Source organism: Pseudomonas grandcourensis, from assembly GCF_039909015.1.
Lineage (GTDB): Bacteria > Pseudomonadota > Gammaproteobacteria > Pseudomonadales > Pseudomonadaceae > Aquipseudomonas > Aquipseudomonas grandcourensis.
This window is the reverse complement of record NZ_CP150919.1, coordinates 6,195,135-6,211,037: the sequence shown is the minus strand read 5'-3', so window position 1 is coordinate 6,211,037 and position 15,903 is coordinate 6,195,135. Positions and strand designations below refer to the sequence as shown.

General features: G+C 59.9%; 11 protein-coding genes and 1 tRNA gene. 4 read left to right on the top strand and 8 right to left on the bottom strand.

The window, feature by feature from the left end; all coding sequences use genetic code 11:
• Positions 1–89 precede the first annotated feature (89 nt).
• Positions 90–551, bottom strand: coding sequence for an Lrp/AsnC family transcriptional regulator (locus tag AABM52_RS27985; RefSeq protein WP_046039454.1), 462 nt, complete (start codon positions 549–551; stop codon positions 90–92).
• Between the two features lie 185 nt (positions 552–736).
• Between AABM52_RS27985 and AABM52_RS27980 the strand changes: the two genes are divergently transcribed.
• On the top strand, positions 737–3,091 hold the full coding sequence (locus tag AABM52_RS27980) for a glucose/quinate/shikimate family membrane-bound PQQ-dependent dehydrogenase (RefSeq protein WP_347909450.1): 2,355 nt from the start codon (positions 737–739) through the stop codon (positions 3,089–3,091).
• A gap of 113 nt (positions 3,092–3,204) precedes the next feature.
• The gene (locus AABM52_RS27975; RefSeq protein ID WP_347909448.1) at positions 3,205–3,882 is read left to right on the top strand and encodes a peptidase M41; all 678 of its coding nucleotides are present in this window, start codon (positions 3,205–3,207) and stop codon (positions 3,880–3,882) included.
• A gap of 7 nt (positions 3,883–3,889) precedes the next feature.
• Here the strand turns inward: AABM52_RS27975 and AABM52_RS27970 are convergent, their stop codons facing one another.
• Positions 3,890–4,198 carry a DUF3077 domain-containing protein gene (locus AABM52_RS27970; protein WP_347909447.1) on the bottom strand — a complete coding sequence of 103 codons (309 nt, stop codon included), beginning with the start codon at positions 4,196–4,198 and terminating at the stop codon, positions 3,890–3,892.
• A 557-nt stretch (positions 4,199–4,755) separates the two neighbouring features.
• On the opposite strand from AABM52_RS27970, the gene AABM52_RS27965 reads away from it, so the two are divergent.
• Complete coding sequence (locus tag AABM52_RS27965) at positions 4,756–5,289, top strand: hypothetical protein (protein WP_347909446.1); 534 nt, start codon at positions 4,756–4,758, stop codon at positions 5,287–5,289.
• A gap of 219 nt (positions 5,290–5,508) precedes the next feature.
• Here the strand turns inward: AABM52_RS27965 and AABM52_RS27960 are convergent.
• The 5 genes from AABM52_RS27960 to rpsU all read right to left on the bottom strand — a co-directional run bounded on the left by AABM52_RS27960 (position 5,509) and on the right by rpsU (position 14,052).
• A tRNA-Ile gene (locus AABM52_RS27960) sits at positions 5,509–5,585 on the bottom strand.
• 15 nt (positions 5,586–5,600) lie between these two features.
• Positions 5,601–9,347 carry an EAL domain-containing protein gene (locus AABM52_RS27955; protein ID WP_347909445.1) on the bottom strand — a complete coding sequence of 1,249 codons (3,747 nt, stop codon included), beginning with the start codon at positions 9,345–9,347 and terminating at the stop codon, positions 5,601–5,603.
• Between the two features lie 124 nt (positions 9,348–9,471).
• Positions 9,472–11,319 carry an RNA polymerase sigma factor RpoD gene (gene rpoD / locus AABM52_RS27950; protein WP_347909444.1) on the bottom strand — a complete coding sequence of 616 codons (1,848 nt, stop codon included), beginning with the start codon at positions 11,317–11,319 and terminating at the stop codon, positions 9,472–9,474.
• Positions 11,320–11,386: 67 nt separating this feature from the next.
• A complete protein-coding gene (gene dnaG / locus AABM52_RS27945) occupies positions 11,387–13,354 on the bottom strand; it encodes a DNA primase (protein ID WP_347909443.1) in 1,968 nt (655 codons plus the stop codon).
• A 482-nt stretch (positions 13,355–13,836) separates the two neighbouring features.
• Positions 13,837–14,052: a 30S ribosomal protein S21 gene (gene rpsU, locus AABM52_RS27940; protein WP_002551877.1), complete on the bottom strand. Its 216-nt coding sequence runs from the start codon at positions 14,050–14,052 to the stop codon at positions 13,837–13,839.
• A gap of 199 nt (positions 14,053–14,251) precedes the next feature.
• Here rpsU and tsaD point away from each other — a divergent pair, with 199 nt between their 5' ends.
• Positions 14,252–15,277, top strand: coding sequence for a tRNA (adenosine(37)-N6)-threonylcarbamoyltransferase complex transferase subunit TsaD (gene tsaD, locus AABM52_RS27935; protein WP_347909442.1), 1,026 nt, complete (start codon positions 14,252–14,254; stop codon positions 15,275–15,277).
• Between the two features lie 23 nt (positions 15,278–15,300).
• On the opposite strand, the gene plsY is transcribed toward tsaD, so the two are convergent.
• On the bottom strand, positions 15,301–15,870 hold the full coding sequence (gene plsY / locus AABM52_RS27930; protein WP_008051600.1) for a glycerol-3-phosphate 1-O-acyltransferase PlsY: 570 nt from the start codon (positions 15,868–15,870) through the stop codon (positions 15,301–15,303).
• Positions 15,871–15,903: the final 33 nt, after the last annotated feature.

Here is a 15,903-nt window from a genome sequence, read left to right as displayed (position 1 = left end):
GACGATCTTAATTTGCACACTGACCACTGTGGGAGCGAGCCTGCTCGCGAAGAGGCCAGCCCATGCACCGAAGAGCTAAAGGCAGAAACTCAAACCGGCTGCCCCCGATCAATCTTGCTACTCAAGATGATCGACGTGGTGGTCTTCTCCACTCCATCCACGCTGCCAATCTGATCCAGCAATTGATCCAGCTGCTCCGGCGAATCGGTGCGCAACCACGCCACATAATCAAATTCGCCACTCACCGCACACAACTGCTGTACCTGCGCCATCGCGCTCAGGCGTCGCAACACCTCCTTGCCGGAACGCGGTTGCACGGTTATCCCCACATACGCCTGCAACCCGCCATCCACCACCCGCTGCCCGAGGCGCACGCCGTAACCGGTGATCACCTTGGCCTTTTCCAGCCGCGCCAGGCGCGAAGTGACAGTGGTACGGGCGATGCCCAGTTGCCGGGCGAGCATGGCCACGCTCTCGCGGGCGTTGATCTGCAGGGCGGCAATCAATTGGCGGTCGATTTCATCGAGAACAGGCGTGCGAGTGTCAGGCAAAGGGTTTTCTCCAGCGGCATGGATCAGTGCGCAAGCATGTTACAGGCAGTTCCTGCAGGACGCTCGCGACGGAGATTTGATCTAGCCTCAATACCGTTCATGACATTTTTTCCTGCGACAAATTGCCATAAGTAACTAGGTAGTACATTATTCCGCCCTTGTCACAAATGGGGAAAATGTCTGACATGAACAATTCTGGGGCTGCCGCCGGCAGCAAATGGTTGCTGGCGGGGCTGGGTGTGCTGATTGCACTGATCGGGCTCGGCCTGGCCGGTGGCGGTGGCTATCTGATCGCGCTGGGTGGCAGTTGGTATTTCCTGCTGATGGGGCTGGTGATGCTGGCGTCCGGGCTGATGATTGCCCGGCGCAAGCCGCTTGGCGCCTGGCTGTATGGTGTGGCGTTGCTCCTCACTGCGATCTGGGCCGTTTGGGATGCGGGCTTCGAATACTGGCCGCTGGTCTCGCGGGTACTGACCTTCGCCGTGATCGGTCTGGTGGTGGCGTTGATCTATCCGACCCTGGTCCGCGCTTCGGGCGCGACCAGCGGGCGTGGCGCCTACGGTCTGGCTGGCATTCTGGGCGTGGGCGTCGTTGCGACGATGGCCTACATGTTCGTGTCGACCCACGTGGTCAAAAACACCACTGTACCTGCAGTAACGCCGGTCACTCCGGGCACCGAGCAGAAAGACTGGGCCCATTGGGGCAACACCACCGCCGGCAACCGTTTTGCTGCGCTGGACCAGATCACGAAGGGCAACATCGACAAGTTGCAGGTTGCCTGGACCTTCCGCACCGGCGACATCCCGCAAAGCACCGGTGCCGGCGCCGAAGACCAGAACACCCCGCTGCAGATCGGTGACACGGTCTACACCTGCACCGCCTACGGCAAAGTCTTCGCCCTGGATGCAGACACCGGCGCCCAGCGCTGGAAGTTCGACCCGCAAGGCACCGCGCCCAACTGGCAGCGTTGCCGTGGCCTGGGCTATTCCGAAACCCCGGCGTCTGCGGAAAATCAGCCAGCCGCCTGTACGAAACGTCTGTTTCTGCCGACCGGCGATGCGCGCCTGATCGCCATCAATGCCGACACCGGCAAGCCCTGCGAAGAATTCGGCAACAAGGGCACCGTTGACCTGACCACCGACATGGGCGAAGTGAAGCCCGGTTACTACCAGCAAACCTCGACCCCATTGGTCGCCGGGGGCGTGGTGATCGTCGGCGGCCGCGTGGCCGACAACTACTCCACCGGCGAACCGCCGGGCGTGGTGCGTGCCTACGACGTGCGCAGCGGTGAGCTGGTATGGGCGTGGGATCCGGGCAACCCGAACACCACCAAACGTCCGCGGGCCGGTGAAACTTACACTCGTGGCACGCCGAACGTCTGGTCGGCCATGTCCTACGACGCCAAACTTGGCCTGGTCTACCTGCCGACCGGCAACGCGACGCCAGACTTCTTCGGTGGTCAACGCACCGAGTTTGACGACAAGTGGAGCTCGTCCATCGTCGCCATCGATGTGAAGACCGGCCAGGTACGCTGGCACTTCCAGACCACCCACCACGACCTGTGGGACTTCGACCTGCCGGCACAACCGCTGCTATACGACGTGCCGGACGACAAGGGCGGCACCCAGCCAGCCTTGGCGCAAGTCACCAAGCAGGGTGAGATCTTCCTGCTCAACCGCGAAACCGGCGTGCCGATTGCCCGCGTCGAAGAGCGCCCAGTGCCGCAAGGCAAGGTTCCCGGCGAACGCTACTCGCCAACCCAGCCGTTCTCGGTGGACATGCCGTCAATCGGCAACAAGACCCTGACCGAGTCCGACATGTGGGGCGCCACGCCGTTTGACCAGTTGATGTGCCGCATCCAGTTCAAAGGCATGCGCCACGAAGGCGTCTACACCCCGCCGGGCATGGACCGCGCCCTGCAATTCCCGGGTTCGCTGGGCGGCATGAACTGGGGCAGCGTCTCGGTTGATCCGAACACCCACTACATGTTCGTCAACGACATGCGCCTGGGCCTGGCCAACTACATGATCCCGCGCGACAAGATCAAAGCCGGGGCCAGCGGCATCGAAATGGGCGTGGTACCGCAGGAAGGCACGCCGTTCGGCGCCATGCGCGAACGCTTCCTCTCGGCGGCCGGCATTCCGTGCCAGAAACCACCGTTCGGCACCATGTCGGCCATCGACCTCAAGACCCACAAACTGATGTGGCAAGTCCCGGTCGGCACCGTGCAGGACACCGGCCCGCTGGGCATCCGCATGCACCTGCCGATCCCGATCGGCATGCCGACCCTCGGCGCATCGCTCGCCACCCAGTCGGGCCTGCTGTTCTTCGCCGGCACCCAGGACTTCTACCTGCGCGCCTTCGACACCGGCAACGGCAACGAAATCTGGAAATCGCGTTTGCCGGTGGGCAGCCAGTCCGGGCCGATGACTTACGTTTCACCGAAAACCGGCAGGCAGTACATCCTGTTGACGGTGGGCGGTGCGCGTCAGTCGACGGATCGAGGGGATTATGTGATTGCTTACGCTTTGCCCAAATAAGGGCTGAAGCTTGAGCCAGAAAAGCCGCGCCATTGCGCGGCTTTTTGTTGGGTGAAAGAGTGGGAGTGGAAATCGGCTAGGATTGAGACAGTCGAGGGTGCGAGGCGAAGGACATGACAACGAAGCTACCTGCTGCTGTACGGGACCGTGCCTTGCAGATCGCCCATCATGAAATGGGGCACTACGTGGTGGCCCGCGCCCTGGGATTTGAAACGGGCGGCGTGACCCTGACAGTGACCAAGGATCTGCGGCACCAAGGAGGCGCCTCCATTACCTTGGTGCGCCCAATTTCGTCGATGGAAGCCATGAAGGAGCATCTGGAAGCCCGGATGATGGTGCTCCTGGCTGGCGCAATGGCGCAGACACTGCCTTCAAAACCTTCAGCCGCCAAACGCGTCGATAAGCCCAAGGCCACCGCCATCCTCAAAGGCGAGCAGGGCGCGGAACAGGATTACGCAAAAATCAGGGAGCTTCAGCATCTGCTGCGCAATATTGCCTATCCCGATACCGATCCAGCGTCGGGTGAGCGGATAGCGGCGGAGCTTAAATCGATGACTGATCGGGTTTGGATTCGGACTCAAGAAATAATCGAAGATCAAGCCGGGACGATTGCCAAATTGGCTTTGGCGCTGGTGGACGGCATGGCTCTTGTGGAGCAATGGGGGCGGGCGGCGGATACGTATGAGGTGGTGTTCGCCGGGCCGATGCTGGAACGGTTGCGGGCGGTGCAGGCTATTGCGTCTATAAACATTGGAAGCCCCGAAAAATCGAGGCATGTTTTCGAGACTTGAGCCGCCTCTAGTCTTTGGCGTTCGTCGCCGCCTGAACGGGCCTTCGCGTCAGCACCTTCACCACATCATCAATCACCGCTTTGCTCATCGTCGTCAGGTAGTGTGCGGCCCAAGCGTGGCGGTCGGAGTCTTGGGCGTAGGCGGCGTCCACGGTGAGGGACTTGGCGAGGAATAGCAGGTCGGAGGCTTGAGCCAGGGCATCGGCGATGGGGACGTCGCGGCAGACGTGGAACAGAGGTTGATCAGAGAGATACAGGAAAGGGGTGAAACCGACGGTTTTTAGTTCTGAGGGTGAGGGCGCATTAGTTTTGGACATGTTCAGTCTCCTAAGCTTAAGGAGCTGCCACGTTCGTTTCCAAGCGAATGGGTGGCAGCTGTGCGCAGGTTGGAAAACCGGGAGCCTAGGAAACCGGCACGTCCGAAGACGTCCCACGCACAGCCGCCATGACACAGGATTGCAGTCGTAAAACGTCTGCGGTCATGTTGGGCACGTTGTTGCGATTCGCTCGACGGGTTTCCAAGCCCGATCGCTGAATGGTCAGCGACGTCCGGAGACTATCCCGTCGGAGAAAAGCGCAACAAGGCATCAAAGTGCCCAAACGCGAGATTCGGAGTTTGCCTACAAGGTCTGCAGGCGTCATCCGATAAAGCGAGACCTTAAGTAAACAAAACAAAACGTCAGACACGAAAAAGCCGCGCATTGCGCGGCTTTCATGTTTGGCTGCCTCTCCCTGATAACAGATCTACTTCAGGACGATTGAGCAACATCATTTTCGGAAACGCCTGACATACACGGCAGCGGTCTCTTGTCGATCATTGGTTCTTTTTCGTGACGTCGGACCTTGGTTCGAAGTTAGCGGAGTGGAGACCGAAGTGACCGCCTATTTTCCAGCACTGACCATTGGCGATCAGACCTACGATTTTGCTCACCTTGAACCATTCAACTTCATGATTTCGAGTCAGTTGGCCAAGCGCGACTTGCGGGTGCATGTCACTTTTTCGAATCACTGTTTCAGCCAGGGTTACGACGCGGCAACGCATCCACTGGCAGAGCCAATCATTCTTGATAGTGCCGGACGACCGCGCACTTTCTGTTCAATCCGTTATCGACTGTCATTGGCGCTGCCGGCAGTGATACATCAGTTAAACCATCCCCAGTCCAAGGTCCGTGAGACTGCGACGCGGCGCAATTGGGCTTTCTCTATGACGATTCAGGATCCGGCCGGGCCTTATCACGTGTTCTTTGAATTGCGCCGGGCCGCCGAGGAAAAACCGCAGGATCTAAACTTGGTGGTGGAAAGTGCATATCACCAAACCAGGCAACCGCCGAGGTTGCTGGGGAAGATCGGCTTTATGTTGCTGTGCGGCAAGGTTTACTTGCGACAACCGAATTCGACCAAACGCTAGAGGCAGAAACGAAAAAAGACGCCATAGGCGTCTTCTTCGATTCGGTAAAACAGATCCGGACACCACTTGCGAACCGCCTTGCGCGGTTACGGCTTTCGCCGCTGGGAAGCGCTCAATCTCATCCGGTCAGTCGCTTCGATGGGGCAAATCTAAAGAAAGTTGCTGCCCGCGTCAATCATCAGATCTGGCGAAAGCCGCGCATTGCGCGGCTTTCTTGTTTGGTGGGCCCACACGGACTTGAACCGTGGACCAAAGGATTATGAGTCCTCTGCTCTAACCAACTGAGCTATAGGCCCTCAGTAGGTCGCGGATTATAGCGACGGTTTTGCGACTGTGCTATCCGAAAAAGCCTTTACTGCTGTACGAAGAAACGTCGCGGCAAATTCGTCGGGGGGCAGAGGCAGGCTGACGATGTAGCCCTGGATTTGTTCACAGCCCTCGGCGGCGAGGAATTGTTGTTGCGCCTGGGTCTCGACCCCTTCGGCAATCACGGTGAATTGCATGCTGCGTCCGAGGGCGATGATGGCGCGGACGATCGCTGCGTCGTGGGGATCATCCGGCAGGCCGCGGACGAAGGACTGGTCGATCTTGAGGATGTCCAGCGGCAGGCGCTTGAGGTAACTCAAGGACGAGTAGCCGGTGCCGAAGTCGTCAATGGCCAGTTGTACGCCCAGTTGTTTGAGTTGATGCAGCACTGCCAGCGCTTCCTCGGCCTGGCTCATGATGAAGTTTTCGGTGATTTCCAGTTGCAGGAAGCCGGGGTTGAGGCCGTTGTCCTTGAGCAACTGTTCGATGCGGCCCAGCAGATTGGGTTGGCGCAGTTGGGCGCCGGCCAGGTTGACCGACAGCGGGCCGGGACTTTCGTACAGCCGGTGCCATTCGGCCATCTGTCGGCAGGCGGTTTCCAGGACCCAGTCGCCGATTTGCAGGATCATGCCGTTTTCTTCGGCCAGCGGGATGAAGTGTTCCCGCGGCACGTCGCCAAAGGTCGGGTGGTGCCAGCGGATCAGGGCTTCGGCGCCGACCAGGCTGTAGTCTTCGAGGCTGATTTTCGGTTGGTAGCACAGGCGCAACTCGTTGCGTTCGATGGCGCGGCGCAGTTCGTGTTCCAGCGCCACGCGTTCGCTGGCCTGGGCGGTGAGGTCGCGGGTGTAGCTTTCGACACGGTTGCGGCCCTTGGCCTTGGAGCGGTACATCGCGGCGTCGGCGTTCTTGATCAGTGTGGCGACGTCGCAGCCATCCTTCGGATAGAGGCTGGTGCCGATGCTGGCGCTGATGAAAAACTCGTGTTCGCCGGCCTGGAACGGCGCGGCGAAACAATTGAGCAATTTGGTGGCGATGTGGTCGGCATCGCTGGATTGTTGCAGGCCCGGCAGCAGGATAATGAACTCGTCACCTCCCAGGCGTGCCACGGTGTCGATGTCACGCAACTGCTCCTTGAGACGTACGGCAATGCCCTTGAGCAGCAGGTCGCCGACCGGGTGGCCGAGGCTGTCGTTGATGTGCTTGAAGCGGTCGAGGTCGAGGAACAGCACGGCGCCCTGGCCGCCGTTTTCCTGTTGGTTGTTGAGCGCCGTCAGCAGGCGGCTTTCGAACAGCGTGCGGTTCGGCAGGCCGGTCAGCGGGTCGTGGTGCGCCTGGTAGTCGAGTTTGGCCTGGGCATGCTTGAGGCTGGAAATGTCGGCGAACACCGCGACAAAGTGGGTGATGAACTTCTCCCGGTTGCGCACGGCACTGATGGTCAGCCAGCTGGGGTACAGCTCGCCATTCTTGCGTCGGTTGGAAATCTCGCCTTGCCAGTGGCCTTCGGCGGTCAATTGATGCCACATGGCGGCGTAGAACGCGCTGTCATGCAGGCCCGAGGCGAGCAGGCGCGGCGTGTGGCCCAAGGCTTCGCTTTCGCTGTAACCGGTGATTTCGGTGAACGCACGGTTGACCGCGCTGATGTGCTGTTGGGTGTCGGTGATCAATACACCTTCGGCGGTGCTTTCGAACACGGTGGCAGCCTGTTGCAGTTTTTCCTGCATCAGGTGCCGCTCGGTGATGTCCCTGGCGATGGTCAGCATGCAGTTTTCATCGCCAATCGGCAGCGGACGGCTGGACACTTCGCAGAGGCGGATCTGCCCGTCGCTGCGGCGGATATGGCAGCTGAAGTCGCGGACAAAACCGTCCCGGTGCAGCAGGTCGAGCATTTGCTTGCGTTCATTGAGGTTGACCCAGATCCCCAGGTCCAGTGCCGAACGATCCACCGACATGGCGCTGTTGAACCCGGTGATGCGGCTGAAACCGTCGTTGACCTCCAGCAGCAAGCCATCGCTTTGCCGCGACAGCAGCAAGCCGTCGGGGGAGGCGTGGAAGGCCTTGGCGAATTTTTCTTCGGACGTTTGCAGCTGTTGCTGGGTTTCCTTGAGCTGGGTGATGTCCCGCACCACGACCACCAGGGCCGGTGTCATGTCGAGGTCGAACGGTTCGGCGGAGATCAGGCCGGTAAACACCTGGCCGTTGCTGCGACGAAAGGGCATTTCCAGGTTGCGGATGCTGCCGGCCTGCAAGCGTTGCAGCAGGCCCGGCCCGACACCGGGAATCCCCCAGATGTTCAGGTTGGTGGCGGTCTGGCCAATGACGTCCTCGGCCTTGAGGCCGATCTGATCTTCGAACGCTTCGTTGACCTCCAGCAGACAACCGTCGCTCAGGCGCGCGATCACCAGAATGTCCGGGCATTGCTGGAATACGGAAGCGAATTTCTGTTCCGACAGGCGCAGTGCTTCTTCGGTGCGCTTGGCGTCGGTGATGTCGATCATCAGCCCACGCATCACCGGTTCATGCCCGTGTTCGATCAGGCTGACGATATCGCGCACCCACAGGCAGCGGCCGTCGGCGGTGATCACCCGGTAGTCGAGGCGGTGGTCGCGCCCGGCCAGCACTTCGTGGTCGCAGAAGGTTTGGGCGCGGGTCAGGTCGGCGGGGTGAATGATGTTGCGCCAGAAGCCCGGAATCAGCCAATGGGACAGGGGATAGCCGAGAAGGTCTTCAGCGTGGGGCGACACATAGCTGTAGGTGAAGTCGGTGACTTTTGCTTCCCAGGCGATGGCCGACAGGCTCTCCACCAGGCCGCGGTAGTGGTATTCACTGCTGCGCAGTTCCTGTTCAAGGTCTACCCGGCGGGCGATTTCCGAGCTCAAGCGGCGATTGATGCGGATTACCACCGCCAGCACGACAGTCAGCAGCAGCAATCCGGGCAGGCCATACACCAGCAGGTCATTCCAGAGCGTTCGATGATCAAGGACATTGCCGACCCAATGCTCCTGAATGGCGCTGATTTCAGCGGGGCTCATGTCCGCCAGGACTTTGTCTAGAATGCCGACCAGCATCTTGTTGTCGCGCGGTACACCCATGGCCAGTTGATAGCGATATGGCGTTTCACCGCTGACATACAACCCATCGAGCTTGAGTTGGCGCAGGCTCCAGACGCTGGAAGCCAGATCGCCAACCACGGCGTCCACTTCGTCGATGGCCAGCGCCTGCAGCGCCGAGCTTACGTTGGGCATCGCCACCAGATTCAAGTCGGGATGGTGGCTGCGCAGCAGTTCGTGGGGGGCGTAGTTTTCCACCACGGCGATTTTCAGGCCGTACAGGTCTTTCAGGTTATGTGGCTGTGGACCCCCGACATGGGCCAGGATGACAATCGGAAAGTCCAGATAGGGACGGGTGAACGACAGGTATTTCTGGCGTTCCGGGGTCGACATGATGCCCGGCAGCAGGTCCAGCTTGCCCTTTTTGGCCTGGTCCAGGACGGCGGTCCAGCTCACCGGTTCGATGGGCGTGAGCCGGGTTGCCAGCCTTTTGCGGATGACCTCGATGTAGTCCGCGGCAAGGCCCTGGTAGCGGCCCCCATCGTCACGAAACTCGAAGGGCGGCCACGACGCATCGACACCCAGGCGCAATTCCGGGTGAGCCGCCAGCCAGCTACGTTCTTCGTCGGTTAGAGTCAGCGCGCCAGCCGTTGCGGTCCAGGTCATCAGCGACAGCAAAAAAAGCACGGTCGGCAGTCTGGGCATAACGGTCTCGTTATGGCTCTGGGGATTGTTTCGAGTGTAGACGGGCTACGGGACGGAGGGGGAGGTGCGGAGATATTAATCTGCCATAAAACAAAACCCCCGGCCTGGGCCGGGGGTTCTGGTATTACTCGTCGAGGAAGGAGCGCAGATGCTCGCTTCTCGTCGGGTGGCGCAGCTTGCGCAACGCCTTGGCTTCGATCTGACGAATCCGCTCACGGGTCACGTCGAACTGCTTACCAACCTCTTCGAGGGTGTGGTCGGTATTCATGTCGATACCGAAGCGCATGCGCAGTACCTTGGCTTCACGGGCCGTGAGGCCGGACAGTACTTCGCGAGTCGCTTCTTTAAGGCTCTCAACGGTTGCAACATCGATTGGCGACTGCATGGTCGAGTCTTCGATGAAGTCACCCAGATGGGAGTCTTCGTCATCACCGATCGGGGTTTCCATGGAGATCGGCTCTTTAGCGATCTTCAATACCTTGCGGATCTTGTCCTCAGGCATTTCCATGCGTTCGCCCAGCTCTTCCGGGGTCGGTTCGCGACCCATTTCCTGCAGCATCTGGCGGGAAATGCGGTTGAGCTTGTTGATCGTCTCGATCATGTGCACCGGAATACGGATGGTGCGGGCCTGGTCGGCGATCGAGCGAGTGATCGCCTGACGGATCCACCAGGTGGCATAGGTCGAGAACTTGTAGCCGCGACGGTATTCGAACTTGTCTACCGCTTTCATCAAGCCAATGTTGCCTTCCTGGATCAGATCGAGGAATTGCAGGCCACGGTTGGTGTACTTCTTGGCGATCGAGATCACCAGACGCAAGTTGGCTTCAACCATCTCTTTCTTCGCGCGGCGGGCCTTGGCCTCACCGATCGACATGCGACGGTTGATGTCCTTGATTTCAGCGATGGTCAAACCGGTTTCGGTTTCCAGCGCGGTCAGCTTCTGCTGGCAACGGATGATGTCCGGCTGCAGACGACCAATGGCTTCAGCGTATTTGCCTTTGCCTTTGGCCAGGGCGTCACTCCAGCTTTCGTCGACTTCGTTGCCCGGGAACTGGCGCAGGAAGTCGGCACGCGGCATGCGTGCATCACGAACGCAGAGCTGCATGATGGCGCGCTCTTGCTGACGCAGGCGATCCAGGGCACTGCGAACGCGCTCGACCAGGCCTTCGAATTGCTTCGGCACCAGTTTGATCGGCATGAACAGCTCGGCCAGGGCCAACAGCTCGGCAATCGTTGCCTTGTTGTTGCGACCGTGCTTTTTCAGCGCCTTGCGGGTGATTTCCATCTGATCGGCCACAGCGCCGAAGCGCTGTGCAGCGATGATCGGATCCGGACCGCTTTCGGCTTCTTCCTCGTCATCGGAGGCTTCGGCGTCATCGTCCTCGGTGTCGTCATCCGCCTTGGCGGCTTTCGCGTCAACCGGCGGCGGCACTTCTGCCGCAGGCGGCGCGATGCCGTCGTCCGGGTCGATATAACCGCTCAGGACGTCGGACAGGCGACCACCTTCGGTGGTGACGCGAGTGTACTCGGAGAGAATATGATCAACCGTGCCAGGGAAGTGCGCGATTGCGCCCATCACCTCACGGATGCCCTCTTCAATACGCTTGGCGATTTCGATTTCGCCTTCACGCGTGAGGAGCTCCACCGTACCCATTTCGCGCATGTACATGCGCACCGGGTCGGTAGTGCGACCAATGTCGGTCTCGACCGCAGCCAACGCTGCAGCGGCCTCTTCGGCTGCGGCTTCGTCGGTATCGGCGTCGGCCAGCATAAGGGAATCCTTATCTGGCGCAACCTCGAATACGTTGATCCCCATGTCATTGATCATGCGGATGATGTCTTCCACCTGTTCCGGATCTGAAATATCCTCCGGCAGGTGGTCGTTGACCTCCGCGTAAGTCAGGTAGCCCTGCTCACGACCAAGTGTGATCAACTCTTTGATACGAGACTGCTGTTGCGCTTTTCCGGACATAACACCCTATCCACTGAAGGTCTTGGCGGGCAAAAAACAAGCCGAGGATTATACCTGAGCTATGACCTCACGCGCCAGTTGAGGTCGGGTTTGATGCGGAAACATTGCGACTCAATAGGTCGCGCAGTTGATTTTTCTCTTCGCTGGTCAATTCGCTTTGACGCGCTTTTCGCAGAAGTTGTTCCAGATTTCGCTCGCGTTGGCGGGCTGACAAGCTAGTAATGGTGTCGAAAAACTGTTGTTCAAGGTTATCTCCATCAATCAGCCATTCCTTTTCCGCCAGGGCCTTGAGCAAACGGCCTTGTTCTGTGCCGTGCCAACGCGCAATCAGTTGAATTGAGTTTAGCTTGGGATTCTTCTGCACAGCTTCGAGCAGCGCCACCAGCAATTGCGTGTTGGTGTGATCCTCGGCGGCGAAGTGCCCGGCATCCTCGACTTTTTCGGCCAGTTGCGGGTGATGCAGCAACGTGCGCAAGGCGGCGAGGGTCGGCGGTTCTACGGCGGCGGGCACCCGTGGCGCGCGGGGTTGATCACGGTCACCGCCCCGTTTGCCATTCTTGTCCCACGGTTTCTTGTCCCATTTCTTGCCTCCTGCACCGGGTTTCTTCGGCGTCCATTCCTGCTGCGGCGCATACATTTCCTGTGCCTGCGGCTGATGATAGTCGCTGTAATCGGGCATCGCGTCGTAATCGATACCCGGGTCGTAGGCCGGCGGCGCTTCTTGCGGGGCGCTTTGTGCCAGCTGGCTTACCGCTTCACCGCTCAGGCCGGTGATTTCGCTCAGGCGTTGACGCATCAATATGCGCAGGTTGGCGCCCGGGACTTTGTCGATCAACGGTGCAGCGAGGGTGGCCATGTGGGCCTTGCCCTCAAGCGAGCGCGGGTCGGCTTCTTCCGTCAGTTGCTGGAAGAAGTAATCGGCCAGTGGCTGCGCGTGCTGATTGATACGTGCGCGGAAGGCGTCGGTGCCTTCGGAGCGGACCAGGGTGTCCGGGTCTTCGCCTTCGGGCAGGAACAGAAAACGTGCGCGACGACCGTCCTGCAAGCTCGAAAGTGTCGCCTCCAGCGCCCGCCATGCCGCATTGCGGCCGGCCTGGTCGCCGTCGAAGCAGAACAGCACGTTGGGCACGACGCGAAACAGCCGCTTGAGGTGTTCCTCGCTGGTGGCGGTGCCCAGGGTCGCAACGGCATTGCGCAGGCCTTGCTGGGCCAGTGCAATGACGTCCATGTAACCCTCGACGACGATGATCTCGTCGAGGTTGCGGTTGGTCTTGCGCGCTTCGTACAGGCCGTAGAGTTCCTGGCCCTTATGGAAAACCGGGGTTTCCGGGGAGTTCAGGTACTTTGGCTTGTCGTCGCCCAATACCCGGCCGCCGAAGGCGATGACGCGCCCGCGACTGTCGCGGATCGGAAACATCACGCGGTCGCGGAAGCGGTCGTAGCGTTTACCGCTTTCGGCGTTTTCGATCAGCAGGCCGGCATCGATCATGGCTTTTTGTTGCAGGGTATCGCTGCTCAAGTGCTTGAACAGGTTGTCCCAGCCAGGCGGAGCAAAGCCCAGGCCGAAGTCCCGGGCGATTTCGCCGGTCAGCCCGCGACCTTTCAGGTATTCCACGGCGGCCTTGCGCGATGGATGGCTTTTGAGGGCCTGGCGATAAAAGTCGGCAGCGGCACTCAGTAGCGGATACAGCGGCGAATCGGTCGGCTGTCGCGGTTTGTGCGGGCGGCCGCTTTCTTCCCGGGGGATTTCCATGCCGGCGGCTTTGGCCAGTTCTTCGACCGCCTGGACGAAATCCAGGTTGTCGTGGTCCATGATGAAGCCAAGGGCGTTGCCGCCAGCGCCGCAGCCGAAGCAGTAATAGAACTGCTTGTCGGGGCTGACGCTGAACGACGGAGTCTTTTCCTTGTGGAAAGGGCAGCAGGCGGTGTGGTTCTTGCCGGCCTTTTTCAATTGCAGGCGCGAGCTGACCACATCGACGATGTCGGTGCGGTTCAGAAGGTCGTCAATGAAGCTCTGGGGAATTAGCCCGGCCATGGCGTTCTCGTCATCTGCGCTGAAAGGATCCCGTAACGTACGGCGACCGGACGGCGGTCATTGTTTGAGGCGCGCAAAGTGTGCGGCTCGACCAGTGTCGTCTGCGTAATCGTTGTCGGGAAGTGTATCTGCCGAAAATCCACTGACGTTAATGCCAATTCAGTATTCGACTGTTTGAATGTGTTGCGCTGAATCCGCTGCGGCCAATCATAGGCCTCGGATAGCTCATCATCTGGCACGCAAGCAGGTGCCTTGGGCTGATCGTCGTGAGAGGAATCAGTGGGTGTGCTCGTCAGTAGCCTTGAAAGGCTCGTCAGAAAAGACGTGCACCGCTGGCAAAAGAGCCAGGTCTGACGCGGTGAAGCAGATTTGTCTCGGTCGCGTCTGCGGCTTCGACAGTGAAGCATCAAGCGTTTTACGCAAATGCCATAAGCCCGGCTGAGGGCCGGGCTTGGCAGAAGCTTGCTACGATCGTCTGTGTATTAGTACAGACGAACGGCGCGGCGCTGTTCGCGCTGAACTTTCTTGGCGTGACGCTTAACAGCGGCTGCTGCTTTGCGCTTACGCTCAGAAGTTGGCTTCTCGTAAAATTCGCGGCTACGAACTTCAGCCAGTACACCGGCTTTTTCGCAGGAGCGCTTGAAACGACGCAGAGCTACGTCGAAGGGTTCGTTCTCTTTTACTTTGACGGCTGGCATCCAGAGCTACCTTCATTCATTACCGGGGTCAACATCCTCGCGGCAAAAGAGCACTTGAAGACGTCGGTTTTTAAGGGTTGCGGATGTTAACCCCTCAACGCTCGGAATGCAAAGCCTCTGATCGAAAACCGCTGGTCGGGGCATCACGCGACGACTATTATGCGCGCCTTCGAATTCAGCCTAAACAAGGCGCAAACCCATGCTAGTACTGGGATTAGAAACCTCCTGCGACGAAACCGGTGTCGCATTATATGACAGTGAACGCGGCTTGCTGGCCGACGCGTTGTTCAGTCAGATCGACCTGCATCGCGCCTATGGTGGCGTGGTGCCGGAGCTGGCTTCGCGCGATCACGTCAAACGCATGCTGCCCTTGATTCGTCAGGTGTTGGCCGAGGCCGACTGTGTGCCGACCGAGATCGATGCGATCGCCTACACCGCGGGTCCTGGCCTGGTCGGTGCCTTGCTGGTCGGGGCTTCCTGCGCTCAGGCGCTGGCGTTTGCCTGGGGCATTCCGGCCCTCGGCGTGCATCACATGGAAGGCCACTTGCTGGCGCCGATGCTGGAGTTGCAACCGCCGGAATTTCCGTTCGTCGCTTTGTTGGTGTCGGGTGGTCATACGCAACTGGTTCAGGTCGACGGAATTGGTCAGTACACGCTCCTGGGCGAGACCCTGGATGACGCTGCCGGCGAAGCCTTCGACAAGACGGCCAAGATGATGGGGCTCAATTATCCGGGCGGACCGGAGATTGCTCGCCTTGCAGAGCAGGGCGTTGCAGGACGTTTCGTCTTCCCGCGTCCGATGTGCGACCGTCCGGGCCTGGATTTCAGCTTCAGTGGCCTGAAAACCTTTGCGCTGAACACCTGGCAACAGTGCGTCAGCGCCGGGGACGACAGCGAGCAAGCCCGTTGCGACATCTCGCTGGCGTTCCAGCAGGCCGTGGTGGAGACTTTGACCATCAAGTGCAAGCGTGCCCTGAAGGCTGCTGGCATGAGGCGCCTGGTGATTGCAGGGGGCGTCAGTGCCAACAAGGCGTTGCGCACTTCCCTGGAAAAAATGCTCGGCGACATGAAGGGCGATGTGTTTTATGCGCGCCCTGAGTTCTGCACCGATAATGGCGCAATGATCGCGTTCGCCGGTTGTCAGCGCTTGCAGGCCGGTCAGCAGGAAAGCCTGGCGATCAGCGTGCAGGCGCGTTGGCCGATGGAGCAGTTGTCGGCGCTGTGATGAGCGGTGCTCATGTCCGGCTGCTAGAAATGCCGTTCGCGCCCGGCAAACAGGTCGCGTAGATTGCCGCGATGACGCCAGACGATCAGCCCGGTGAGCGCGCTCATGGGCAGCAGGGCGGCCGGTTCCTGCCAGGCCAGCAACGGCAGGGTCAGCGGTGTGGCGATGAGGGCGGCCAGGGAGCTGGTGCGGGTCAGGTAGAACGTCAAGAGCCAGGCGCAGACCGCCAGAAGGGCTGCGGGCGGGTATAGCCCCAGCAACATGCCGGCAGCGGTGGCGACACCCTTGCCGCCGCGAAAGCGAAAGTACAATGGAAACAGATGGCCGATGACGGCATAGACGCCAATCCAGGCCTGTTCCTGCTGCGAAAGGCCCGCAAGACGCGCAATCAGTACCGGCAGCAGGCCTTTGCAAAGGTCGCCGAGCAGGGTCAGGATGGCGAGTTTCTTGCCGGCCAGGCGCAACATGTTGGTGGCACCGGCATTGCCCGAGCCACTCATTCGCGGATCGGGGTTACCGGTCAGGCGGCTGAGCAAAATGGCAAAGGACAGAGAGCCGAGCAGGTAGGCGAGGATCGCCAATAACCAAAACATGCTAACTATTCCGGGCGAGGAAGCCCTGATTCT

Excerpts from the sequence above, each read along its gene's own strand:
- plsY (WP_008051600.1), bottom strand. The coding sequence starts at position 15,870 with ATGTTTTGGTTATTGGCGATCCTCGCCTACCTGCTCGGCTCTCTGTCC.
- tsaD (WP_347909442.1), top strand. The coding sequence starts at position 14,252 with ATGCTAGTACTGGGATTAGAAACCTCCTGCGACGAAACCGGTGTCGCA.
- AABM52_RS27970 (WP_347909447.1), bottom strand. The coding sequence starts at position 4,198 with ATGTCCAAAACTAATGCGCCCTCACCCTCAGAACTAAAAACCGTCGGT.
- AABM52_RS27975 (WP_347909448.1), top strand. The coding sequence starts at position 3,205 with ATGACAACGAAGCTACCTGCTGCTGTACGGGACCGTGCCTTGCAGATC.
- AABM52_RS27980 (WP_347909450.1), top strand. The coding sequence starts at position 737 with ATGAACAATTCTGGGGCTGCCGCCGGCAGCAAATGGTTGCTGGCGGGG.
- rpsU (WP_002551877.1), bottom strand. The coding sequence starts at position 14,052 with ATGCCAGCCGTCAAAGTAAAAGAGAACGAACCCTTCGACGTAGCTCTG.
- dnaG (WP_347909443.1), bottom strand. The coding sequence starts at position 13,354 with ATGGCCGGGCTAATTCCCCAGAGCTTCATTGACGACCTTCTGAACCGC.
- rpoD (WP_347909444.1), bottom strand. The coding sequence starts at position 11,319 with ATGTCCGGAAAAGCGCAACAGCAGTCTCGTATCAAAGAGTTGATCACA.
- AABM52_RS27955 (WP_347909445.1), bottom strand. The coding sequence starts at position 9,347 with ATGCCCAGACTGCCGACCGTGCTTTTTTTGCTGTCGCTGATGACCTGG.